The organism is Gramella sp. AN32, assembly GCF_023718305.1.
Lineage (GTDB): Bacteria > Bacteroidota > Bacteroidia > Flavobacteriales > Flavobacteriaceae > Christiangramia > Christiangramia antarctica.
Map to the genome: position 1 here is coordinate 16232 of NZ_QEYO01000019.1, position 23506 is coordinate 39737.

A 23506-nucleotide genomic window follows, 5' to 3' on the forward strand; every position below is an offset into this window, starting at 1 on the left:
GAGGCGCAAGATACAATAATCTTGTATTTTTGCTGAATTATGAACGTGGATTTACGACTGAAATTATGAGAGTCGACAAATTTTTATGGTGTGTGCGCTATTTTAAAACCAGAAGTCTCGCCACAACTGCCTGCAAGCAGGGAAAAGTGAGGATTGGCAATGATATAGTGAAGCCTTCAAAAGAAGTTTTTCCCAAGGAGGAATTAACGGTTAGAAAGAATCAAATAAATTATCAAATTGGAATTCTGGATATCCCGCCAAGTCGTGTAGGGGCGAAACTGGTGAATATCTATATCATCGATAAGACGCCGAAGGAGGCTTTTGAAAAACTTGATTTGCTGAAGTATTCAAAAGATTATTACCGAAAAAAAGGTGTGGGGCGACCTACCAAAAAAGACCGCCGCGATATCGATGACTGGTTTGATACTCCTAAGGATCCAGAGAATGAAAAATAAAAGTTTCTGGGAAAAACGATACAAATCTGGTGATACCGGCTGGGATATTGGGCAGGTAAGCCCGCCCATTCAAGAGTATATCTATCAATTGAAGAATAAGGAAATTAAGATCCTCATTCCCGGCGGCGGGAACTCCTACGAAACTGAATATTTATTCCGCAATGGATTTGAAAATGTTTTTCTAATTGATATCGCTGAAAAACCTTTACAGAATTTAAAAAGCAGACTTCCTGAATTTCCAGATGACCAATTGATCCCTGGAGATTTTTTTGATTTAGATGATGATTTTGACCTCATCCTGGAACAAACTTTTTTCTGTGCAATCGATCCAGCCTTACGCCCTGACTATGCCCGAAAATCTTCAGAATTATTAAAGCAACAGGGCAAACTTGCCGGAGTCTTATTTAACACCGAATTTGGTAAGCATGGGCCGCCATTTGGGGGAAATAAAGAGGAATATTTGATGTATTTTAGCCCCTATTATGAAATTTTAAAATTTGAAGAATGCTATAATTCAATCGCCCCAAGAGCGGGTAGGGAATTATTCTTCATCTTTGGTAAAAAATAAGCTATGGATAAAACGCCCATTCTTGATTCAGAACAAATTCAGCATAAAATTAAACGAATCGCTTACCAGATTTATGAAAGCAATCTATCAGAATCTGAAATTATCATTGCCGGGATCGTTGAAAACGGCTACGAACTTGCCAGGAAATTAGAAGAGGAAATTAAAAAAATCTCTCCGCTAAAAACGCAACTTTGTAAAGTGGAAATCAATAAAAAGAATCCTCTCAATAATATTAGTACTTCACTAAAGGCAGATGAGTATACCAATAAATCCTTAATACTGGTAGATGACGTTTTAAATAGCGGCACAACCCTAATTTATGGGGTTAGACATTTCCTGGAAGTTCCCCTAAAACAATTTAAAACTGCTGTCCTGGTAGATCGCAACCATAAAAAATATCCTGTAAAGGCCGATTTTAAAGGCTTGTCGCTTTCAACTTCATTAAGCGAAACCGTAAATGTAATTTTTGAAAAGGGAAAAGATCGTGTAGAGTTATCCTAATTTCTGAAGGATCAAATCCACAATTTCTTCAGGTGATTTATGGTTACAATCAATCACATTTTTGCTTTGATTGTAATAAAAGGAACGTTCAAATAAATGTTTACGAACGAATTCATCTAGTTCCTTCTGGGAATTTAAATGGCTGATCATGGGCCGGTGGTCCTTTTCCTTCAAAAGTCTTCGAGTAAGATTTTCCACACTCAATTTTAAATAAAAACTGGAGCTATTAGTAAAGGCATTGATCAATTCCATATTATCGTAGTAACAGGGAGTACCGCCACCAAGTGCAATAATTTGATCGGCTTCTGAATTTAAAACTCCCTTTAGTATTTCTCTTTCCAGTTTTCTAAAATAGATCTCCCCACTTTCAGCAAAAATCTGGGAAATAGTTTTTTTTGCCTCCTTCTCGATCAAAAAATCTAAATCCTGAAAGGGTATTTTAAGCTTTTCGGAAAGTTTTTTTCCAATGAGAGATTTGCCAGATCCCATATATCCTGTTAAAAATAATTTCATAAAGTAATTATGAATGAGGAGTTTAAATTAATTTTTAAAATTTGAATTCTAATATTAAGAATACTTCAATTTTTTCATAGACAAAACTATGGCAAAAATATAGCACTTTAGCCTTGAAAAATAAATTAATGCATGTATATTTGCACCCGCATTCGCAAAAGTCGGATGCTTTTTTTGATCTGGTAGCTCAGTTGGTAGAGCATCTCCCTTTTAAGGAGAGGGTCCTGGGTTCGAGCCCCAGCCAGATCACTTTATTGATCTGAATTTTAAGGGGCGAGAACCCCGAAGTTTCGGGGCTGAGCGAAACGAATGTGAAGTCGAAGGAAGCCCCAGCCAGATCACTCTTTTGTTCATATACGTATTGTTTAAGATCTGGTAGCTCAGTTGGTAGAGCATCTCCCTTTTAAGGAGAGGGTCCTGGGTTCGAGCCCCAGCCAGATCACTTTTTTGATCTAAATTTTAATGGGCGAGAAGTTTATCCTGAGCGGAACGAAGGTGAAGTCGAAGGAAGGCCCCAGCCAGATCACTTTTTTGATCTTTTCTTTTTAGATCACTGTCGGGAAATACTCTCGATTCCTCTGGACCAGCTTGTGAAAGATCACAACAACCATTCACCCGGGTGCTGGAATTGGTAGACAGGCATGGTTGAGGGCCATGTGTCCATTAGGGCGTGTGGGTTCAAGTCCCATTCCGGGTACTATTCTTATCTAACATGTTTATAGTTTATGCGATCTCCAGTGTAAATAGAAATTATATCTATGTAGGTCTTACCAGTAATTTGAAGGCTCGAATCGAGCGGCACAATAAAGGATTGGAAAAGACTACAAAACCATATGCCCCGTTTAAACTCATTTTTACAGAAAAATGCGATAATCGCATAATCGCCAGGAATAGGGAGAAATACTGGAAATCTGGAATAGGCAAGGATATTTTAAGGAAAATGAAATAAGCGTGTGGGCCTGCCTGCCGCAGGCAGGTTCAAGTCCCATTCCGGGTACTATTCTTATCTAACATGTTTATAGTTTATGCGATCTCCAGTGTAAATAGAAATTATATCTATGTAGGTCTTACCAGTAATTTGAAGGCTCGAATCGAGCGGCACAATAAAGGATTGGAAAAGACTACAAAACCATATGCCCCGTTTAAACTTATTTTTACAGAAAAATGCGATAATCGCATAATCGCCAGGAATAGGGAGAAATACTGGAAATCTGGAATAGCTAAGGATATTTTAAGGAAAATGAAATAAGCGTGTGGGCCTGCCTGCCGCTGGCAGGTTCAAGTCCCATTCCGGGTACTAATGCAATTGTTTGCTAAAGGCACATTTCATTGGTTTTAAAATTCTTTTTTTTACTCAAACACAACAATTATTAAGATCAGTGAGGATTATATGAAGTCGAAAGTTATTTACTTAATGACAAATTCGGCAAACATGGGAAAATGATCTGAATTGAAATCTTCCATTCTTTTAAATTTTACTACAGAAATCTTATCAGAAACATAATAATGATCTAAGGGCCAACGCATGATCCAGGATTTCGCATTAAAAGTATTATGAAGTCCGCGACCAATCCTAACATCTTTTAAATTACCATTTTCACCAAATAACCTGGAAGTTTGTGACCAGGCAACATCATTAAAATCTCCTGCAACAATGGTAGGCTTCTCGTCTTTTGCAACCATATCGCCAACTTTCAATAGCGCCACTTCCTCCTGAGTCCCATCTCCGTTTGCATCCCCAATATTCTCAGGATATTTGTCGCTGGGAAATGGCGCCACGGGATGCACCCCATAAAAGTTAAAGTTTTTGCCTGATTCTAAAAGCACCTTCGCTTTAAAGGCAGGCACTTCAGAATGGTTGAGAAAAAGAATTTCAGAATTTTCTAATTTCAATTTCGAGTAAAGCGCCATTCCATAGGCATTGTTGGTGGGATATTTTATTGAGTGTGGATATTTTTTTTCTAGAAAGCCAAGCTGTTCGATCCACCAGGCATCAACTTCCATGGCAAGGATCATATCAGGATTGCTTTTGTTTATGATCTCTCTTAGCTCCTTAGAAGTACGATTTTTAATCAGAATGTTCGCGATCATTATGCTCACCTTATCAACAGAGTCTTTTTCCGCGTAATTGGCTTGTGGCACCACTACGCTCCCAAATATATAAGGAAATAAAAATCTGGTTTGGATGGCGATAACTGAAAGTAACCCAACTAACAAAAAAATAAAAGGCTTATTCCATTTCCTCCGGAAGATGAGAAGCAATACTATAAAAAGGATACCCACGATTAAATATTGTAACCTGGGAAAATCCAGAATTTTCAGATACCATTTGGGAATATCATAAAGGAGTGATAGCAAGCTCATCACAATTAAAATACTGCTTAAAGCATATAAAATATAATGACCTACAGATGATAAAGAGGTGTTCTTATTTACCATGAGTGGCTGAAAATTAATTGGGGTGGGATCATACTGTCTAATACTAATTTTTAGTTGTTATGTTTAATTTGGAGAATTTAAGGATAGGAATTTTTACCCTATTTTTCTAAACGAGGCTTTTCAATATTTTCAGAAATTTTCCAGCCGGTTGCATACATCCATTTCGTCATTTTGGTAAGTTTATCCAGATCAATGTCTTCAGCTTCATCATCTGGAGTGTGGTAATCGGGATGTAGCAGGGTGGTAAAGAAAATAGATGGAATGTTGGTCCTGGCATAAGGTAAATGATCGCTTCTAAAATACCAGAATTCCGGATGACTTTCCTCGTCCCACGATGTATCCACCTCGAAATGGGTAATTTCCTCATTCGCCTTCATGGCCATTTCCACAAGGTCTACAGAGTTACGATGTGGGGCGATAGAACCCAGCAAGGCCGCTTTACCGTTTTCATTCCTTCCTATCATATCGCCATTCAACACTGCAATAATATTATTTTTTTCTACAGTAGCATTTTCAGCAAAATGGCGTGAACCCATAAGCCCTCTTTCCTCGGCTCCATGCCATACGAACAAGGCGCTTCTCTTTCCCGGTTTTTTCACCCATGCCCTACCAATAGCAAGAATGGCAACACTTACTGAAGCATTATCATCGGCGCCGTTCCAAATAGAATCATTATCAACAGATTCACCTATCCCATCGTGATCGTGATGTGCGCTAAACAATACATATTCATTTTTTAATTGAGCAGCGGTGCCCGGCGCCTTGGCTATTACATTTGCTGAAGGATAGGTGAATTCATTTACCTGAACATCAGCTTTAAAATTTACATTTTCCTCCTGTAAAATTTTTTCAAATTTTTCAGCCAGGAGAAATACACCAATACTATCATTTTCTATTTCCGAAATCAAACTATACTTTCCTTCTTCGAGCCCATGTCCAAAAAATCCAATCTGGGATGAAGCAGTAGAATCGGCCACCAGAAGAACAGCTTTGGCACCTTTCTCCTTAAGAATGGTACTTTGCTCTCTTAAAGCAGATAAGGCATAACGATAGACCCAAAGGCTCATTCCTTCTTCCGGGATCTTTGAAGGTGGCATCAATTTCATCGCTACTATCTTGTTGCTAATATTTTCAATGGTATCCTTATAACTGTTAAGCCATACTATTTCATCGTCGATTCTGGTGGGTAAAGGAGTAACCTGCCATACATCCTTCCATAATTCCAATTTTTTCCCAGATAAGCTAAGTTCACTTTTAGGATCCACTACTTTTCTATGTAGATCAAAAAACTGAAAATAAGTTCCATCATCCCCTGCGGGTTCCAGACCTGCCTCATTCGCACGCTTTGCCATCCAGACTGCTGCCTTTAATTCATCCAAAGTGCCTGCCCTCCTACCTCGCATTTCGTCACTGGCAAGGTAAAAAAGGTCTTCTTTTAATTCCTCTTTTTTAATGTGATCTAAGGCTGGAGCTTGTTGTGCGTGTAGGCTTAACGAATGGAACGCAAATAAAAATGCAACGAGAAGGTGTAGGTTTTTCATAAGTATTATTTGAAACGAAAAATTACAATAATTTGATATAATTAATATGGAAAAGACTATTTCTTATTTTGTTTATCATTTATGAAAAAATATTAAACAATTTAACACAACCTAAAGAAATAGTACTTTATTTTTATTTAGTTTTGTTTAACCCTTATGAGATTACATGGAACACATTAAACAAAATTTCAGCATTAAAGATCTTGAAAATCTAAGCGGGATAAAAGCACACACTATTCGCATTTGGGAAAAACGGTATAATGTCCTTGAACCGGAAAGGACCGATACGAACATTCGTACCTATGACGGGGAAAACCTCCAGAAACTGTTAAACATAGCTTTTTTAAATTCACACGGTTATAAAATTTCCAGGATCTCTAAAATGGAGAATATGGAAATTCAGAATATGGTGGGAAGAATTTCTGCTTCTTCCAGCGTTGAAAGCCGGGCCAAGAATGACTTTAAACTGGCCATGATGAATTTTGACGAGAAGTTATTTCATACTACCTACAATAAGCTGGAAAAAGCCAAAACCTTTCGGGAGATCTTCCACGATATTTTCATCCCATTATTAAACGAGGTGGGAATACTTTGGCAAACCGATACCATCAAACCTATACATGAGCATTATATAGTTGAATTGATCAAAGAGAAAGTCTATCTGAATATCGAAAAGGTCAAATCTAATACTGAAAAATTTGTAGCAGATCCTTTGTACGTCCTTTTCCTGCCTAACAATGAAATTCATGATATAGGAATACTCTACTTAAACTATGAAATTCTTGCTTCGGGAAAAAAGGCCATTTATCTTGGTCCCAGTTTACCTTTAAATAATATTCATTATTTGACTAAAACCCACAATAATATTGTTTTCATGAGTTATTTAACGATTTCGCCAAATGGTAATAAAGTTGAAGATTTCATAGAAGATTTTCAAAAGGAAGTATGTGCGGTGGAACCCTATAAACTCTACTTGTTTGGTCAAAAAACTAAGGATCTGGATGTTCAGAAACAACCAAGAAATATCAAGGTCTTCGATTCTCCAAAGTTATTCTTAAACTCACTTTAAAATTGCATGTCTAAACAAAAAATTCTAATAATAGGCTCTGGATTTTCTGCTTTGGCAGCTTCTTGCTATTTGGCAAAAGCCGGTTATGAGGTAGGGGTTTATGAAAAAAACAGCACGGTTGGGGGACGAGCGAGGCAACTAAAAAAACAAGGTTTCACTTTTGATATTGGTCCTACCTGGTATTGGATGCCCGATGTTTTTGAGCGATTTTTCGCCGACTTCGACAAAAAAACTTCAGATTATTATCAACTTGAAAAATTAGATCCGGCTTATTGGGTTTATTTCCAAAATGGGGAAGTTGTGGAAATTCCGGGAAAGCTTGATGATATCTATAAGAACTTTGAAAAGGTGGAAAAAGGAAGTTCTCAAAAACTTCAGAAGTTTATCAAAAAAGCACAGGATAATTATAAGATCGCCATTTTAGATCTGGTATATAGACCCGGGGTTTCACCATTAGAATTAATAACCCCAGATACTGCTATTAGAATAGGTAGATTTTTCACAAATATTAGTGCAGACGTTCGCAAAGAATTTAAAAATGAGAAACTTCGAAGTATTCTGGAATTTCCGGTTTTATTTCTGGGCGCGAAACCCAGTGATACCCCGGCATTTTATAGTTTTATGAATTATGCAGATTTTGGCTTAGGGACCTGGCACCCAAAAGGTGGAATGTATGAAGTGATTCGGGGAATGCAATCATTAGCCGAATCACTTGGGGTCCAATTTCATTTAAATTGTGAAGTTGAAAAAATTATCACTGAAAATGGTAAAGCCAAAGGAATTCGATTTAACGGAAAGGAAGAATTTGCAGATCTTGTCTTAAGCGGTGCAGACTATCACCATTCCGAACAGCTTTTAGAGGAAAAAGAACGCCAGTATTCAGAAAGTTTCTGGAAAAAGAAAATTTTCGCACCCTCTTCCCTGCTTTTTTACGTAGGTTTTAATAAACGAATAAAGAATGTAGCACATCATACGTTATTTTTTGACAGTAGTTTTCAAAAGCATGCGAAAGAAATTTACGATGATCCAAAATGGCCGGAAGATCCTTTGTTTTACGCAAGTTTTCCTTCAATTACTGATAAAACCTGTGCTCCTGAAGGTTTCGAGGCCGGAATATTTTTAATTCCGCTAGCACCAGATCTTGAGGATACGAATGAATTACGGGAAAAATATTTTGAAATGATCATACATAGATTCGAAAAACTTACCGGCAACCAAGTAAAAAATAATATTATATTTAAAGAGTCCTTTTGTGTAAAAGACTTTAAAAAGGAATATAACTCCTATAAGGGCAATGCCTATGGCCTGGCAAATACACTCTTTCAAACCGCTTTCCTGAGACCAAAACTAAAAAGCAGGAAAGTGGAAAATCTGTTTTTTACCGGTCAGTTAACCGTACCCGGCCCGGGAGTACCACCTTCCTTAATTTCAGGAAAACTGGTAGCGGGATTGATTGAAAAGGACAACATAATTAAAATAAAAACAATCACTTCTACATAGTAAGATGAATCTCATAAGTGATGGATAATTAAAGAAAAATGAAAAGTATTTTTGATGCAGTTTCCCATGATTGCAGTAAAATTGTAACCAACTCCTACAGCACGTCGTTTTCATTAGCGACGAAAATGCTGGCGCCTTCCATTAGGCAGGATATTTATAATATTTACGGCTTCGTACGTTTTGCTGATGAGATTGTGGATTCTTTTCATGATTACGATAAAGAAAGCCTTTTCAATGATTTTGAAATAGATCTTTACAAAGCGCTAAAGAAAAAGATAAGCTTAAATCCAATTCTTAACGCTTATCAGGAAACTGTTCATAAATATAGGATCGAGAAAGAACAATACCAGGCTTTTATGGATAGCATGCGCCTGGATATTCATAAATCTGACTATTTAACGACGGAAGAGTTTAGAAAATATATTTATGGAAGCGCTGATGTTGTTGGCCTTATGTGTTTAAAAGTTTTTGTGAAAGGCGATCAAAAACGATATGAGGAATTGAAGGAATCGGCGATGAGCCTTGGTTCCGCTTTTCAAAAAGTAAATTTTTTACGTGATCTAAAAGCCGATTATGAAGATCTTAGCAGAAGTTATTTCCCAAATGTAAATCTGGCGAAACTTGATGAGATCAATAAGGCTAAAATAATAGATGAAATAGAAGAAGATTTTAAAAAAGGGCTTCATGGTATTGCAAACTTACCTGTAGAAGCTAAATTTGGTGTTTATACTGCGTATATTTACTATAAAAAATTACTACAAAAATTAAAAGCAGTTCCATCTATTGAAATTAAGAATAAAAGGATTCGGGTTCCAAATTATCAAAAGGCAGGTTTACTTGCAAAGTCCTATGTTTCTTATAGATTGAACCTTATTTAAAAACTCAGAAAAATGAATATTGTCTTATGGATCGTGGTATTTCTGGGAACTTTCCTTTTTATGGAAGGAATGGCTTGGTTTACCCATAAATATATTATGCACGGATTTTTATGGAAACTCCATAAAGATCATCACAAAAAAGACCATAGTAGCTGGTGGGAAAGAAACGATCTTTTTTTCGTTTTTTATGCCCTGGTAAGTATAGCATGTTTTCTTTTATGGCGTTATGAAGATGTTTGGATAGGTTTGCCCATTGGGTTAGGAATTCTCGCGTACGGAATTACCTATTTCACCGTTCACGACATTTTTATCCATCAGCGTTTTAAGATTTTTAGGAACGCAGAGAATCGCTACGCCAAAGGTATTAGAAGAGCCCATAAAATGCACCACAAGCATTTAGGAAAAGAGCATGGAGAATGTTTCGGAATGCTGTGGGTACCTTATAAGTATTTCAGAAAATAGAAAAGAACAGGCTTATGATTGTCCCGGATTATTACTACGTGATTGTTGGTGGTGGTTTGGCAGGCCTGCAATTGGCTTTAAGACTTCAGGAAGACCTATTCTTTAAAGGGAAAAAGATCGCCATTATAGATCCTTCAGATAAAGCTGAAAATGATAAAACCTGGTGTTTCTGGGAGAAAGGATCGGGAGATTGGGATGCCCTTATTCACCAAAAATGGTCTAAGGCTAGATTTATTTCTGAAAATGTTCAGAAAAAACTAGACTTACAGCCCTACAATTACAAAATGCTGCGTAGCCTGGATTTTTATAAGGATGCATCTGAAAAATTAGAGAAAACTTCGGAAATATATTTTATAACAGATGAAATCCTCAAAATAGACCCTGTTACCCGAACGGCAATTGGAAAAAATAACACGTATACTGCTACACATTTTTTCGATTCAAGACCACCCCAAAATTTAAAAATATCAAACAAAATAAATTTAATCTTTCAGCATTTTAAGGGCTGGAGCATTAAAACAGAAGATGCTTTTTTTGAGCCTTCGGAATTTACCATGATGGATTACAGAATTAGACATGAAGATTCCACATCATTTATCTACGTTTTACCCATAACTGCAACTAAGGCATTGGTAGAATTTACCTTTTTTACACCATTCATTTCTGAAAAAGATATTTATGATGAATATCTGGAAAAATATATTTCTGAAATTTTAAAAATAAAGAAATACCAGGTTGAAGAAACAGAATACGGGGTTATTCCCATGACCGACTATCCTTTTCAAAAAGATCATTCAAAGCACGTTACAAAAATTGGAACGGCGGGCGGTTGGGTTAAGGCATCTTCAGGATATTCTTTTAAAAACACAGAGAAAAAAACCAAACAGATCATTGAAAACATCAAAAAAGGAGTAAATCTTACAACAGATCTTTATGATAAAAAATTTCAATTTTACGACAAAATATTCTTAGACGTCCTCTCTAAACGCAATGATCTTGGGGCACAGCTATTTGAAAAATTCTATACAAAAAATTCAATCCAGGAGATTTTTAGATTTCTGGATGAAGAGACTGGTTTATCTGAAGATATTAAGATCATGTTTAGTTTATATCATCCCCAGTTTGTGAAATCGTTTTTTAATAAACTTTAATCCTCGGCAATAAGCTTATCCAGAGTCTTTCTAAAGCTTTCACTATTCCAATTCGCCGATCCTACTTTTTGCACAATTATATACCCATTTCTATCTATCACAAACGTGGTAGGCAGTGTATTTCCCTGCATAGGATTTGGAGCTTGCGTTAGCATTTTATAATTGGGGAGATGATAATTATTTTTCTCAAAGAATTCTGCTACTGTTTGATGCCTTTCATTTGAAACAAAGAAAAAGTTTATTTTATCTTTATAATCTGTATGTAATTTTTCAAAGTCGGGCATTTCTGCAATACATGGTGGGCACCAGGTTGCCCAAAAATTTACGATAATAATTTTATCCTGATAATCTTTAAATTCTATCCTATTCTTTTCTGAATCTTCTAAAACCCAGTTATAGTTTTCAATTTTATCGCGATCGTCTTCTGAAGTAATTCCTGGGGCGAAAGCTACGATACGGTTAAAAAAAATTTGTACCGGTTTGCGGGTTTGGGGTATCACCATGATCACCAGCAACCCAATGAGGAGGATATTGGTCCATTCTTTCTTTAAAAAGTCCATTTTGCTTAATTTTCAATCCAAAGAAAGTAAATGTATGATTATCTTTTTGAAGTTAGGGCGGTAAGTTTCTTGTTCATTTGGTAAACCTCTTTTTTAAGCATTTCCAAATTTTCTTCCAGGCTAGTGATTTTTCCCTTCGAGGCCATTTCATGAAAAGGTACCAAACCGCTGCTAAGTTTACCACGAATAATCCAAATTTTACCAATGGCAGCCTTTTTTACCAGCATGGGTTTATGATGTTCGTGATTATCATTGTCAGATTCCAACACTAGGTATTGCCCATCACTATGCTTCCGAATCCTCTTGACCATTATTTTTCCTTCCACAATAGCAACAACGGCAGAGCCATCAAGAATATTCTCCAGGTTTTTATGAAGCTGGCAAATTAATATATCCTTTTCCAATACGGTTGGGGCCATACTATCCCCGTCTACTTCAAAAAGGCTTTGATCTTTAGAAGGATCGAAGCCCGGGATACGGTACCAATCTTCGATATTGGAAAAATATTCATCAGAAATATTTTTAACAAAACCTGCATGGGCATGTACATTCACCAATGGAATGAATCCATTCTTCCGGTTCATAGTGATCAAATTTTTATGGCCCTTAAGGATATAATCGGTGGTAACCTGATAAAGATTGCTCAATTTAATAATATGCTCCACGCTAATACCATTTTGGGCATTTTCTATGAGGGAATATGCGGCCTGGGAGATAAACAATGTTTCGGCAATTCGACTTTGTGACAAATTTTTTTTACGCCTTAATTCTTTAATTCGTTTACCAATTTCTTCCTGGCTGTACATGATTTTCATTTATTCGGTGCAAATTAAACGCTTAGTTTATTAATACTTCATAGTTATAATTAGAAATGATATTAAGCTATTAATATAGGGTGTAGCGAGTTAAGCTGGTGTTAAAGCCTATTTATTAAACCCTCAGTCATTTTTTCCAATACCAATACCATGTTCTTGAAGGTGTACAATGTAGTTTTGAAGCTATGCTTCCCTGAACCCTTGTGTGGCCCGATAAATTTTTTTGAGCATAAAAAAAATTCTTGAAATCGACTATACCCGGGGCAAGCCGCAGGGGTATTACTCCGGTTCCATTTTGGCCTCTGGGCCAAAAAGCGGAATTTTTGTATTTTACCTCACCCCGAACTGCCGAAAAAAGGGCAGTTCTGACATCTCCCAAGGAGAGGTGAAGCGGAAGCCCCGATGCAAAAAGCATACGGGGAATTTATCAGATTAAATCTACAAATGCGATGCAAAATCGTTCCTATTAATTTTGCTCCACCAACCCATTTGTGCATTTCATCTTTGTTTACACCTCTAATTTCAACTATCTATATATTAGTAGTTTAATGGCAGGTAGAAAAAAGTAACTTTTGTTAAAGTACGCCTACAAATTGGAATTCCTCCTATTAACTTCAATAGATTCACAAGTATTTTATTTGAATGTCCGTAAAGTTTCCTAATCTAACGTCACCTTAACTTGTTTCAGGGTTCCATCAGGTAATCAGGATGTGATGCTGAAATCCCGATGCTTCGGGGTCAGCATGACAAAAGCTAATTTTAGGACTGTTTAAGGATATACCATATTTTTATTATTCTTGGTTATAAAGGCGCATGAGAGTCCGTTAATTACGTGTTAATCGTTCCTTCGTATGCAGCCTTGAGCGATAGATGCTTTTAAATTAGCATTAGATTTAAGAAAGGGTTATTTAAAATAGGGATTAAATAACCAATGAAGCCCGGCGAAAGTCGGGTTTTATTATAATATATAGCATTATAAGTATTTCTAATATTTATTGGGTATTAACACCGAATAGTGGTTAAAATTTGGTTAAACAATAATTGGTCTATGTATAACTTTTTTTTGATTAGTTAGGTTTAGTTTTCAACCAAAAACAATACTAATGAAACTGTACATGAGACTACTACAGCTTCACGTTTCTAATCAAAACCTTTTGAAAATTTATTATGCCCTACTAAATAATAGATTTAAAAACGTTGAGTATGACTTAAAAAAAACTGACTTAGATTCACGCATATCCATAAGAGAAGAAATAAAAATCCAGCTAATCGCCCTCATAAATAATTTAGAAAAAGGTACCTACTACAAAAACGGCCATGATATCTTAAATTTCCTTTTTCAAGGGGAATTTGTTTTATTCAACATGTTAAGAAAAGATCGCGAAGATTTATTTAAGAAAATGGAACTGGACAATGTAAATAAATATTATAAAACGATTTATATACGGGGTGTCTCCAGTCGGGTAATCGACGTATTGCTTTTACAAAAGAATAAGGTTGAAAAATATTTATTGGCCAATATATAAAATATATACATTAACTTATTTTTGTTGTTAACCTTAAAGTGGGGATTAGGGTTAACAAAAAAACCCTGGATTAATTTCCAGGGTTTAATTTTTAAAATAAGTCTTTAAAGAATTATGCTGCGTTCTGTTCTTTTATAAGATTTAAAGCGGAACCTTTTCTATACCATTCAATCTGCGGAAGGTTATAAGTATGATTCGCTTTAATAGTATCCTTTGAACCATCTGCATGAACGATTTCAATGGTTAAAGGCTTATCTGGTGCAAAATCCTTAAGATCGATAAAGTTGAAAGTATCGTCTTCCTGGATGAGATCATAATCATCTTCATTCGCAAAAGTGATACCTAACATTCCCTGTTTTTTCAGGTTCGTTTCATGAATCCTGGCGAAAGATTTTACCAGAACAACCTTAACCCCAAGAAATCTTGGTTCCATCGCGGCATGTTCTCGGGAAGACCCTTCACCATAGTTATGGTCGCCTACAACTACTGTAGGTATATTCTCGGCTTTATAAGCCCTTTGAACTTTGGGAACACCATCATATTCCCCGGTCAATTGATTTTTTACAAAATTCGTTTTTTTATTGAAAGCATTGATAGCCCCAATAAGACAGTTATTCGAAATATTATCTAAATGTCCTCTATATCGCAACCATGGTCCTGCCATAGAAATATGATCTGTAGTACATTTACCCCAGGCCTTTATTAAGAGTTTTGCACCCATTATGTTTTCACCATCCCAGGGTTTAAATGGAGTAAGTAATTCCAAACGTTCGCTATCTTCTGCAACTTTAACCTCAACACTGCTGCCATCTTCCGTTGGAGCAAGATAACCTGCATCTTCCACGTCAAAACCTTTTGGTGGCAATTCAATTCCTTTTGGTTCCTCCAGCATCACTTCTTCCCCATCTTCATTGATGAGTTTATCGCGGGTTGGATCAAAATCCAGCCTTCCAGAAATCGCGATCGCAGCCACCATTTCCGGAGAACCTACAAACGCGTGGGTATTGGGATTACCATCAGCTCGCTTACTAAAGTTCCTATTAAAGGAATGCACAATGGTATTTTTCTCTTCACCTTTTCTGTCACTTCGATCCCATTGGCCAATACAGGGCCCACAGGCATTGGTGAAAATAGTCGCATCCAAATCTTCAAAAATCTGAAGTAAACCGTCCCTTTGCGCGGTAAAGCGAATAGTTTCAGACCCGGGATTGATCCCAAAATCTGATTTTGCTTTAATTTTTTTATCCACAGCCTGCTTGGCTATAGACGCAGCCCTGGTTAAATCTTCATAAGAGGAATTGGTACAACTCCCAATTAAACCCCAGTCTACATTGATGGGCCAGTCATTTTCTTTGGCCTTTACTCCCATTTCAGAAATTGGTGTAGCAAGATCTGGCGTAAAAGGACCGTTTAAGTGAGGCTTTAATTCAGATAAATTGATCTCGATCACTTCATCAAAATATTGTTCCGGGTTTGCATATACTTCATCATCTCCGGTTAAATGTTCCCTTACTGCATTGGCAGCTTCAGCAACATCAGCACGATTTGTGGCCTTGAGGTAACGTTCCATAGAATCGTCATACCCAAAAGTGGAGGTTGTCGCCCCCACTTCAGCACCCATATTACAAATCGTCCCTTTCCCGGTACAGGACATAGAAGTCGCACCTTCACCAAAATATTCAATAATAGCACCGGTTCCACCTTTAACGGTAAGAATTCCGGCCACTTTTAAGATCACATCTTTAGAGGAAGTCCACCCGGAAAGTTTTCCGGTTAATTTAACTCCAATCAATTTAGGAAATTTTAGTTCCCAGGCCATTCCGGCCATTACATCCACAGCATCTGCCCCACCAACTCCAATAGCGACCATTCCCAGACCACCGGCATTTACCGTATGGGAATCGGTTCCTATCATCATTCCTCCGGGAAAAGCATAATTTTCCAGCACTACCTGGTGAATAATTCCCGCGCCGGGCTTCCAAAAACCTATTCCGTATTTATTAGATACTGATTCCAGAAAATCGAAAACCTCGCTACTCGATTTATTGGCCGACTGTAAATCGATCGCAGCGCCCATTTTTGCCTGAATAAGGTGATCACAATGAACCGTAGTAGGCACAGCAACTTTTTTCTTCCCAGCCTGCATAAATTGTAGTAAAGCCATTTGTGCCGTTGCATCCTGGCAGGCAATCCTGTCTGGAGCAAACTCTACATAGTCTTTTCCACGTCGATAAGCAGAAGTTGCTTCGCCATCCCAAAGATGAGAATAAAGAATTTTTTCTGAAAGGGTTAGAGGTTTTCCAACAACTTCACGGGCTTTATTTACCCGATTTGCCATTTGGTCATAAACCTTCTTGATCATATCTATATCGTACGCCATATAAGTTGAAATTTTGTTTCTAAAAAGTCTTGCAAAAATAAGAATTTTAGGCCGATTTTAAAAATTATAGGTAATACTCAAAAATTAATAGAAATAATTTCTAAAAAGTAAATTAATTATAGCAATAATTATCTTTTTTTCAATATTTACTATCAGGAATAAGAATTTGATAATTTTAGGAAATAAAATTATGAATTCCGGAACTGGTTTTTTTGAAGATGAAGAAGATTATTTCTTCGAAAGAGGTATACAACAGGTGAAAAGAACGGAATTAAAGCGACAGCAAACCGATATTTTACCAAAAATCAATTATTAAAATAATTCCCTAATAATCTGCTCCTCGGTAACACCTTCAGCTTCTGCCTTATAGTTTTTGATAATCCGATGCCTTAAAATTCCAATCGCAACGGCTCGAACATTTTCAATATCCGGTGAAAATTTGCCATGAACGGCGGCATGTGTTTTTGCAGCGAGAATAAGGTTTTGCGAAGCTCGTGGGCCTGCTCCCCAGTCCACATAATTTTTAACAAGATCGCCTGCCTTCTCTCCAGGTCTGGTTTTACTTACCAAAGTAACCGCATACTCCACCACATTGTCTGGTACAGGAATTCGTCTAATTACATGCTGGATATCAGAAATTTCTGTAGCAGTAAATAAAGGCTGAATAGTTTCTACTTTATCTGAAGTAGTGGTTTTTACCACATTCACTTCCTCTTTGAAACTTGGGTAATCTAAGTGAATGGCGAACATAAAACGGTCTAACTGCGCCTCGGGTAAAGGATAGGTTCCCTCCTGTTCAATGGGGTTTTGTGTGGCCAGTACGAAATAAGGTAGATCTAGATTATAGTGATGTCCCGCAACGGTCACAGCTCGTTCCTGCATGGCTTCAAGCAAAGCAGCCTGAGTTTTTGGCGGCGTTCTGTTAATCTCATCTGCCAATAAGATATTAGTAAAAATGGGACCTTTGATGAATTTGAATTTTCGGTTCTCATCAAGAATTTCAGAACCAAGGATATCGCTGGGCATCAAATCTGGGGTGAACTGAATTCTTTTAAAATCCAATCCCAAAGCCTGGGCGATCGTGTTCACCATTAAGGTTTTTGCCAGCCCGGGAACTCCTATCAGTAAAGAATGCCCACCGGAAAAAATTGAAAGCAGGATTTGATCTACCACAGCATCCTGACCAACAATCACCTTCGCGATCTCTCTTTTAAGTTCAGCATGTTTTTTTACCAATTTTTCAACCAGTGCAACGTCCCCCATAAATCTTAATCTTTAAGCCAGTTGCTGGTATATTCGCAATCACGATATTTTCCGTTCACTTTTACATACGTATCAGCGATCTTCTCTTTTTGCCATTTTTCGATAGCGGTTAATTGTTTGTCGCGTAAAGCAAGTTGCTTAATTTTCAAATAATCCACCGCATAATCAGCTTTATGTTCTTCGATCTTTTTGGTCAATTTAATGATCTTAAACTGAGGTCTTCCATTTCGGCTTTGCTGGGTTAGGATTTGTGAAACTTCGCCTTCTTTTAATCCTTCTACCTGGCGGAAAAGTGCCGGATCCATTTTGGTCAGTTCAAACCTGGTATCCCCGGTTCGCGGATTTATGAGTTTTCCTCCTTCACTTCGGGTTTCTTCTTCATCTGAAGCTTCCCGTGCCGCAGCGGCAAATTCCAGTTCGTTTTTGATTATTTTACTTCTCAGTGTATCAATTTCAGCTTTTGCTTCAGCCAACGAACTATTGGTAACATCTGGAATGATCAATATATGTCGAACTAAAACGGTTTGCCCACGAATCTCATCAATCTGCATTAAGTGATATCCAAATTCAGTTTCAAATGGCGCACTTATTTCACCTTCCTGTAAGCTAAAAGCCATATCCTTAAATTCTTTTACAAAAGGATCTTTTCGGGTCAGTGTAATTCTGCCGCCATCTTTCCCGGTTACCTCATCATCTGAATACAACACCGCTTTTGTCGCAAAGCTTGCCCCATTTTCCTGAATATCTGCCTTGAATTCATTTAAACGATCGATCGCTTTTTTCTTTTCAGACTCAGGAATTTCAGGTTCTACCACGATTTGGGATAATTCCACTTCAGTTCCAAAAACCGGCTTTTCTTCAAGTTGGTCAAAATATTGTTTTACTTCTTCCGGAGTAACTTCAATAGCTTCGATCACTTTTTGCTGCATTTGCTGGGAAAGGATTCTCTCTTTGTTTATTTTAAAAAGTTCATCCCGCAAATCAGCTTCACTTTCCTTATTATAAAATTTCAGAAGATTTTCCATTCCACCAGCTTCACGAATAAATCCCTGTATTTGCTGATCTATCTGCCCGTTTACCTGGGCGTCTTTTACAATAATGCTATCCTGAATCGCCTGGTGGGCATATAGTTTGTTTTCCATTAAACTTCCCGCCAGATTGCAATCGCTCACATTTTCCGTAGAAATTCCCTGACTTTGCATATCCTTGTACACCATATCGATATCACTTTCCAATATGATATATTCGCCAACTACCGCAGCGATCCCATCTACCTTTCTTCTTTGAGTTCCCTGGGTCGTATTTTCAACTAATAATTCTTCATCAGGCTGGATCGAAGTACTATCGGTCACAATCACTTCCTGTGAAAAACCAATACCTGTACTTAAGACAGCCAGGCTAAGAATGAAAGTTTTAATTAAAGATTTCAAATTCATTATTTTTAATTGCATCTTTTGTAATATCTGTTTCTAAATCTTTTATAAGATTCTGCTTTCTTTTATTCAGCAGAATTTCCCTTATGGTTGCCGAAGCATAATTAAGCGGAGCCTGATCATTTCGACTTAAAATATCGTTTATATACACCATATAAGTGTTCAATGAATCTTTCAATTCAAGGTAATTCGATTTTTTAAGTAATCTCGACCTGTCTTCAACAGAAAGTGGGCCAATCTTATCATACACTGTTTTGGTTTTCACCCAAACAGTATCATTCATGGAATAGTTTGTAAACTGAATCGCCATATTCTGCAATTCCTGCTGATCTTTTTCATTGAACCGGACAAATTTACGTTTTATTTCGTCCAGATTGTTGTTATTCTGGGCCAGGTTGATGTACCTCAGTTTGACCAGATCTTCATTCAGAATAAAGTTTTCCTTATTGGCTTCATAATATTCTTCAATTTCCTGGGAATTTAAAGAAGTATCGATCTTGCGGGAAACGATCGCATCTGTATAGGCGTTGGTATATAATTCGTTTCGATAATTATTTACCAGTGCGTCGAACTCCTTCTGCTTTTCATCAGGAAGGTTTAATTCTGCCCGGTCTATGAATAATTGCTGCGTGGCCCAACGAGTAATGTAATTGGAAACGATAATGGCGCTATCTTCTGGGGAAGTTCCTTCACTAACTAAAGCCTGAATATCCTCTTCATATAAATAAGAATCGTTCACGCGAACTATTGCCTTTCTATCTTCTTCCTGCCGAAAATAACCACAAGCGGTAAACAACAAACCGAAAAGAATGCAGAAAATCCCAAAAAATGATACTTTAATCTTCACACAGCTATTTTGAACAACAATTTTAAAGCTTCAGAATTTCCGAAGGTTCAAATTGAATATCGGGCAAAAATAACAATTCTCTCAGGTTCTGCAAGCTAAAGGGATAACGAAAAGCATCGTGGTAAATTATAGTATGGCTAAGAAAATCTCTGTATCTTTAAGTATCTTCAATTCAATAGATTATGAAATACCAGGAGAGCATCACTATAAATTTGCCCAGAGAGGAAGTGATAGAAAAATTTAGTGAGCCGAAAAATCTCAAGCACTGGCAAAAAGGTTTTATTTTCATGAAACCTTTAAATGGGACCTTAGGAGAAGTAGGCTCCCAAAATCTGTTGAAATTCAAAATAAATAAAAGGGAGATTGAGATGACTGAAACTATTTTGAAAAATACCCTTCCTGAAGAATTCAACGCTTCCTATAAAGCCGCCGGTGTTTACAACATTCAGCAAAACCATTTTGAAAAAGTTGATGAAAAAACGACTCAATGGACCTCCCACAGCCAATTTCAGTTTAGCGGATTTATGAAACTAATTGGCACACTCATGCCAGGTGCTTTTAAAAAACAATCGCGGGAATTTATGACCGATTTTAAAGCATTTGCTGAAGATGGAAAAAGTGTATTAGACAAAAAGGACTAAATTTTTAAAATTTAAGCTGTCATTATTCTATTGAGGCACTTATATTTGCGAAAAATTTATCCAAATGAAAAAATTAGGTACTAGCCTTTTCGTATTGTTTATTTCTTTAAGTGCATTCGCGCAAAGTAAGATTGGAACTATTGACGCAGAATATATTCTTGCTCAAATGCCGGAAACTGAAGAAATTAATACAAGTATGGAAACGTATAACAAGGAACTGCAAACCCAGCTTGAAACATCAATAAACGAATATGAAACTCTGGTAAAGGAGTATCAAAGCACGTTGGAAACTATGGAAGAGCAAGCTAAAAAAGAAAAAGAAACCAAACTTATAGGACTGGAAAACGACATTAAAAATTTCAGACAAAAAGCGACGGTTATGATGCAGATGAAAAAAAATGAACTGACTTCCCCGCTATATTTGAGGATTGATGAAGCAATGAATAAGGTAATCGCTGCTGAAGGTTATACACAAATATTCCACGCTGGTGGAAATGCCCTGGCTTTCTCCAGAACGGAAGATGATATTACCGATAAAGTAATGAAAGAATTAGGTGTCACAGCAAAACCAATGCCTGCGCAATCCACAGAGAATTAATATTTTTACTAAAAAATTGGAAAGTCTTGGCTGAAAAGTCACTTTTTCGTCAAACTGAACTTGTTTCAGTTTCTTATTAGATATTTTAAAAAATACGTCAATTCACTATACTAGATAATTTTTTTCAGGGGTCTCGCAATGAGGAATTCCTTGTCACATTGAGCGGAGTCGAAATGTGCAAGCAGGATTTCGGTAAATTGGGGATTGCTAATTGATCATGAGATTCCTCTCTTCGTTCGGAATGACTATTTAAGTTAGGCTTTAGTTTTATTCGTCATCGCGAGCGCAGCGTGGCGATCTCTTCCTTGTTTGTCTTTACATGGGATTGCTTCGGTCACTTCGTTTCCTCGCAATGACGTTTTTTTAATTTGGGTACGTATTAGAGACCCTGAAACCAGGGTGGCGATACTGCTTTTTAGACAACCCCCTTTTATCTGCTATAATTTGGTGATTCGTTGGTAATGGTCACATCGTGAGGATGACTTTCATGAATCCCCGAAGAGGTGATCTTTACAAATTTCCCACTTTCCTGTAAAGTCGCAATGTCTTTGGCGCCACAATAACCCATTCCGGCTTTTAATCCCCCAACAAACTGATGGATACTTTCATCAAGCTCTCCCTTATAAGGGACACGGCCTACAATTCCTTCCGGAACCAGTTTCTTAATATCATCTTCCACATCCTGAAAATACCTGTCTTTACTACCTTTTTGCATAGCTTCCACAGAACCCATCCCACGGTAAGACTTGAATTTTCTTCCTTCGTAAATAATGGTTTCTCCCGGAGATTCTTTTGTTCCTGCCAGCAAAGATCCCAACATCACCGTATCAGCTCCCGCAGCGATCGCTTTTGGAATATCTCCCGTATAACGAATTCCTCCATCGGCAATAACCGGAACTCCGCTGCCTTTTATGGCTGCAGCTACTTCCAAAACCGCTGAAAATTGAGGAAAACCAACTCCTGCCACAACTCGTGTGGTACAAATAGATCCTGGACCAATTCCAACCTTTACGGCATCTGCGCCCGCTTCTACTAAATATTTTGCTGCTTCGCCGGTAGCGATATTCCCAACAACTACATCCAGATCGCTAAATTTGTTTTTTACTTCTTTAAGAATTTCCACGACACCTTTAGTGTGCCCATGCGCGGTATCGATGATTACGGCATCAACACCAGCATTTACCAAAGCTTCCACGCGCAAAACTGCATCTGCAGTAACCCCAACGGCTGCAGCTACACGAAGTCTTCCGTAGCTGTCTTTATTTGCATTTGGTTTTTGAGTAAGCTTTGTGATATCCCGAAAAGTGATCAATCCAACCAGCTTTTCTTCGGAATTGATCACCGGTAATTTCTCGATCTTATTTTCCTGAAGGATACCTTCCGCCTCTTCCAGACTGGTCCCTTCAGAAACGGTAACCAGATTTTCTGAAGTCATTACTTCGGCAATGGGCCTTTCATTATTTTTTTCGAACCTTAGATCCCTGTTCGTAACAATTCCAAGAAGCTTTCCTTCTTCATCAACAATTGGAATTCCGCCAATGCTGTGCTCCTTCATATTGGCCTTGGCATCTTTCACTTTCGCGGTAATGGGCAAAGTTACCGGATCTATGATCATCCCACTTTCAGCACGTTTTACTTTCCTAACTTTTAGCGCCTGTTCCTCAATGCTCATATTTTTATGAAGCACACCAATACCACCTTCCCGCGCCATGGCGATAGCCATACGGGATTCGGTCACCGTATCCATCGCTGCAGAAACGATAGGCACATTTATAGTAATATTTCGGGTAAATTTTGACTGGATATTAACTTCTCGGGGTAGAACATCAGAGTAAGCAGGCACAAGAAGTACGTCGTCATAAGTGAGCCCTTCTCCAAGAATTTTAGAATCGTGTGCGGTCATAGCAATTAAAGATTTAATTGCATGCAAAAGTAAGCTTAATAAATGAGAATTTCCACGGAAACAAGTTTAAGGTAAACTGAAGATTTAAATCTTTTCCCGGAAATATTTTAAGTAGACAAACACAAAAATACTGATCCAGAATATCAGGATCAAAACTGCTGCCCAGATATTCTTCTTCTTATTCCAGGTAAATGTTCTAGCAGTTTCCCTGCATTCAGCAATGATTTGGGGCGGTATCAATTTAAAAGCCAGATAAATCCCTAAAGGAATGATCAATAAATCATCTAATAATCCCAATACCGGGATAAAATCTGGAATAAGGTCTATAGGACTCAAAGCATAAGCCAGCGTACCAAACAAAATAATTTTTGCTGAAAATGGTGTTCCCGGATGTTTGCTTAATAAATGGGCAACCACCAGTTCTTTCTTTAATCCTGCCGCCCATTCTCTGATCTTTCCCATG

General features: G+C 37.4%; 25 protein-coding genes and 3 tRNA genes. 17 read left to right on the forward strand and 11 right to left on the reverse strand.

The window, feature by feature from the left end:
- The first annotated feature begins 65 nt into the window (after positions 1-65).
- The 3 genes from DHD80_RS16555 to DHD80_RS16565 are packed head-to-tail and all read left to right on the forward strand — an operon-like array spanning position 66 to position 1524.
- The gene (locus DHD80_RS16555) at positions 66-455 is read left to right on the forward strand and encodes a S4 domain-containing protein (protein ID WP_251742576.1); all 390 of its coding nucleotides are present in this window, start codon (positions 66-68) and stop codon (positions 453-455) included.
- On the forward strand, positions 445-1023 hold the full coding sequence (locus DHD80_RS16560) for a TPMT family class I SAM-dependent methyltransferase (RefSeq protein WP_251742577.1): 579 nt from the start codon (positions 445-447) through the stop codon (positions 1021-1023). Before DHD80_RS16555 ends, DHD80_RS16560 begins: the two co-directional genes overlap by 11 nt.
- 3 nt (positions 1024-1026) lie before the next feature.
- On the forward strand, positions 1027-1524 hold the full coding sequence (locus DHD80_RS16565; protein WP_251742578.1) for a phosphoribosyltransferase family protein: 498 nt from the start codon (positions 1027-1029) through the stop codon (positions 1522-1524).
- Here DHD80_RS16565 and DHD80_RS16570 read toward each other — a convergent pair.
- The gene (locus tag DHD80_RS16570; protein ID WP_251742579.1) at positions 1516-2037 is read right to left on the reverse strand and encodes a shikimate kinase; all 522 of its coding nucleotides are present in this window, start codon (positions 2035-2037) and stop codon (positions 1516-1518) included. The genes DHD80_RS16565 and DHD80_RS16570 overlap by 9 nt on opposite strands.
- Positions 2038-2213: 176 nt before the next feature.
- Between DHD80_RS16570 and DHD80_RS16575 the strand changes: the two genes are divergently transcribed.
- The 5 genes from DHD80_RS16575 (at position 2214) to DHD80_RS16595 (ending at position 3286) form a co-directional block, all read left to right on the forward strand.
- Positions 2214-2286: transfer RNA gene (locus DHD80_RS16575), tRNA-Lys, on the forward strand.
- A 120-nt stretch (positions 2287-2406) separates the two neighbouring features.
- A tRNA-Lys gene (locus tag DHD80_RS16580) sits at positions 2407-2479 on the forward strand.
- Positions 2480-2650: 171 nt separating this feature from the next.
- Positions 2651-2734, forward strand: a tRNA-Leu gene (locus tag DHD80_RS16585).
- 15 nt (positions 2735-2749) lie between these two features.
- Complete coding sequence (locus DHD80_RS16590) at positions 2750-2986, forward strand: GIY-YIG nuclease family protein (RefSeq protein ID WP_251742580.1); 237 nt, start codon at positions 2750-2752, stop codon at positions 2984-2986.
- A 63-nt stretch (positions 2987-3049) separates the two neighbouring features.
- On the forward strand, positions 3050-3286 hold the full coding sequence (locus tag DHD80_RS16595) for a GIY-YIG nuclease family protein (RefSeq protein ID WP_251742581.1): 237 nt from the start codon (positions 3050-3052) through the stop codon (positions 3284-3286).
- A gap of 158 nt (positions 3287-3444) precedes the next feature.
- On the opposite strand, the gene DHD80_RS16600 is transcribed toward DHD80_RS16595, so the two are convergent.
- A complete protein-coding gene (locus DHD80_RS16600) occupies positions 3445-4476 on the reverse strand; it encodes an endonuclease/exonuclease/phosphatase family protein (RefSeq protein WP_251742582.1) in 1032 nt (343 codons plus the stop codon).
- Between the two features lie 98 nt (positions 4477-4574).
- Positions 4575-6017, reverse strand: coding sequence for a M28 family peptidase (locus tag DHD80_RS16605; protein ID WP_251742583.1), 1443 nt, complete (start codon positions 6015-6017; stop codon positions 4575-4577).
- Between the two features lie 166 nt (positions 6018-6183).
- Between DHD80_RS16605 and DHD80_RS16610 the strand changes: the two genes are divergently transcribed.
- Genes DHD80_RS16610 through DHD80_RS16630 form a run of 5 tightly spaced genes read left to right on the forward strand, consistent with a single transcriptional unit; the run spans position 6184 to position 11077 of the window.
- Positions 6184-7086, forward strand: coding sequence for a MerR family transcriptional regulator (locus DHD80_RS16610; protein ID WP_251742584.1), 903 nt, complete (start codon positions 6184-6186; stop codon positions 7084-7086).
- Positions 7087-7092: 6 nt separating this feature from the next.
- Entirely contained in the window at positions 7093-8586 is a 1494-nt protein-coding gene (gene crtI / locus DHD80_RS16615) for a phytoene desaturase family protein (RefSeq protein ID WP_251742585.1), read from the forward strand.
- Positions 8587-8624: 38 nt separating this feature from the next.
- Complete coding sequence (locus DHD80_RS16620; protein WP_251742586.1) at positions 8625-9464, forward strand: phytoene/squalene synthase family protein; 840 nt, start codon at positions 8625-8627, stop codon at positions 9462-9464.
- Positions 9465-9476: 12 nt separating this feature from the next.
- Entirely contained in the window at positions 9477-9926 is a 450-nt protein-coding gene (locus DHD80_RS16625) for a sterol desaturase family protein (protein WP_251742587.1), read from the forward strand.
- A gap of 14 nt (positions 9927-9940) precedes the next feature.
- Positions 9941-11077: a lycopene cyclase family protein gene (locus DHD80_RS16630; RefSeq protein WP_251742588.1), complete on the forward strand. Its 1137-nt coding sequence runs from the start codon at positions 9941-9943 to the stop codon at positions 11075-11077.
- Here the strand turns inward: DHD80_RS16630 and DHD80_RS16635 are convergent.
- Together DHD80_RS16635 and DHD80_RS16640 are read right to left on the reverse strand one after the other, a co-directional pair.
- A complete protein-coding gene (locus DHD80_RS16635; RefSeq protein ID WP_251742589.1) occupies positions 11074-11637 on the reverse strand; it encodes a TlpA disulfide reductase family protein in 564 nt (187 codons plus the stop codon). The genes DHD80_RS16630 and DHD80_RS16635 overlap by 4 nt on opposite strands.
- A 38-nt stretch (positions 11638-11675) precedes the next feature.
- On the reverse strand, positions 11676-12452 hold the full coding sequence (locus tag DHD80_RS16640; RefSeq protein WP_251742590.1) for a LexA family transcriptional regulator: 777 nt from the start codon (positions 12450-12452) through the stop codon (positions 11676-11678).
- A 1103-nt stretch (positions 12453-13555) separates the two neighbouring features.
- Here DHD80_RS16640 and DHD80_RS16645 point away from each other — a divergent pair.
- Positions 13556-13978 carry a hypothetical protein gene (locus DHD80_RS16645; RefSeq protein WP_251742591.1) on the forward strand — a complete coding sequence of 141 codons (423 nt, stop codon included), beginning with the start codon at positions 13556-13558 and terminating at the stop codon, positions 13976-13978.
- Positions 13979-14090: 112 nt separating this feature from the next.
- On the opposite strand, the gene DHD80_RS16650 is transcribed toward DHD80_RS16645, so the two are convergent.
- The gene (locus DHD80_RS16650; protein WP_251742592.1) at positions 14091-16358 is read right to left on the reverse strand and encodes an aconitate hydratase; all 2268 of its coding nucleotides are present in this window, start codon (positions 16356-16358) and stop codon (positions 14091-14093) included.
- Between the two features lie 190 nt (positions 16359-16548).
- Between DHD80_RS16650 and DHD80_RS19935 the strand changes: the two genes are divergently transcribed.
- Positions 16549-16674, forward strand: a complete 126-nt coding sequence (locus DHD80_RS19935; protein WP_279347060.1) for a hypothetical protein — start codon at positions 16549-16551, stop codon at positions 16672-16674.
- On the opposite strand, the gene DHD80_RS16655 is transcribed toward DHD80_RS19935, so the two are convergent.
- The 3 genes from DHD80_RS16655 to DHD80_RS16665 are packed head-to-tail and all read right to left on the reverse strand — an operon-like array spanning position 16671 to position 19901.
- Entirely contained in the window at positions 16671-17621 is a 951-nt protein-coding gene (locus tag DHD80_RS16655) for a MoxR family ATPase (RefSeq protein ID WP_251742593.1), read from the reverse strand. The genes DHD80_RS19935 and DHD80_RS16655 overlap by 4 nt on opposite strands.
- Positions 17622-17626: 5 nt before the next feature.
- Positions 17627-19057, reverse strand: a complete 1431-nt coding sequence (locus DHD80_RS16660) for a peptidylprolyl isomerase (protein WP_251742594.1) — start codon at positions 19055-19057, stop codon at positions 17627-17629.
- Positions 19035-19901 carry a peptidyl-prolyl cis-trans isomerase gene (locus tag DHD80_RS16665; RefSeq protein ID WP_251742595.1) on the reverse strand — a complete coding sequence of 289 codons (867 nt, stop codon included), beginning with the start codon at positions 19899-19901 and terminating at the stop codon, positions 19035-19037. Before DHD80_RS16665 ends, DHD80_RS16660 begins: the two co-directional genes overlap by 23 nt.
- A 182-nt stretch (positions 19902-20083) precedes the next feature.
- Here DHD80_RS16665 and DHD80_RS16670 point away from each other — a divergent pair, with 182 nt between their 5' ends.
- Together DHD80_RS16670 and DHD80_RS16675 are read left to right on the forward strand one after the other, a co-directional pair.
- Entirely contained in the window at positions 20084-20542 is a 459-nt protein-coding gene (locus DHD80_RS16670) for an SRPBCC family protein (RefSeq protein WP_251742596.1), read from the forward strand.
- Positions 20543-20606: 64 nt separating this feature from the next.
- Positions 20607-21140 (forward strand): OmpH family outer membrane protein, encoded by a 534-nt coding sequence (locus DHD80_RS16675; protein ID WP_251742597.1) that lies wholly within the window; start codon positions 20607-20609, stop codon positions 21138-21140.
- 430 nt (positions 21141-21570) lie between these two features.
- Here the strand turns inward: DHD80_RS16675 and guaB are convergent, their stop codons facing one another.
- Together guaB and DHD80_RS16685 are read right to left on the reverse strand one after the other, a co-directional pair.
- The gene (gene guaB, locus DHD80_RS16680; RefSeq protein ID WP_251742598.1) at positions 21571-23043 is read right to left on the reverse strand and encodes an IMP dehydrogenase; all 1473 of its coding nucleotides are present in this window, start codon (positions 23041-23043) and stop codon (positions 21571-21573) included.
- Positions 23044-23127: 84 nt separating this feature from the next.
- Positions 23128-23505, reverse strand: a complete 378-nt coding sequence (locus DHD80_RS16685) for a DUF1232 domain-containing protein (protein ID WP_251742599.1) — start codon at positions 23503-23505, stop codon at positions 23128-23130.
- Position 23506 lies beyond the last annotated feature (1 nt).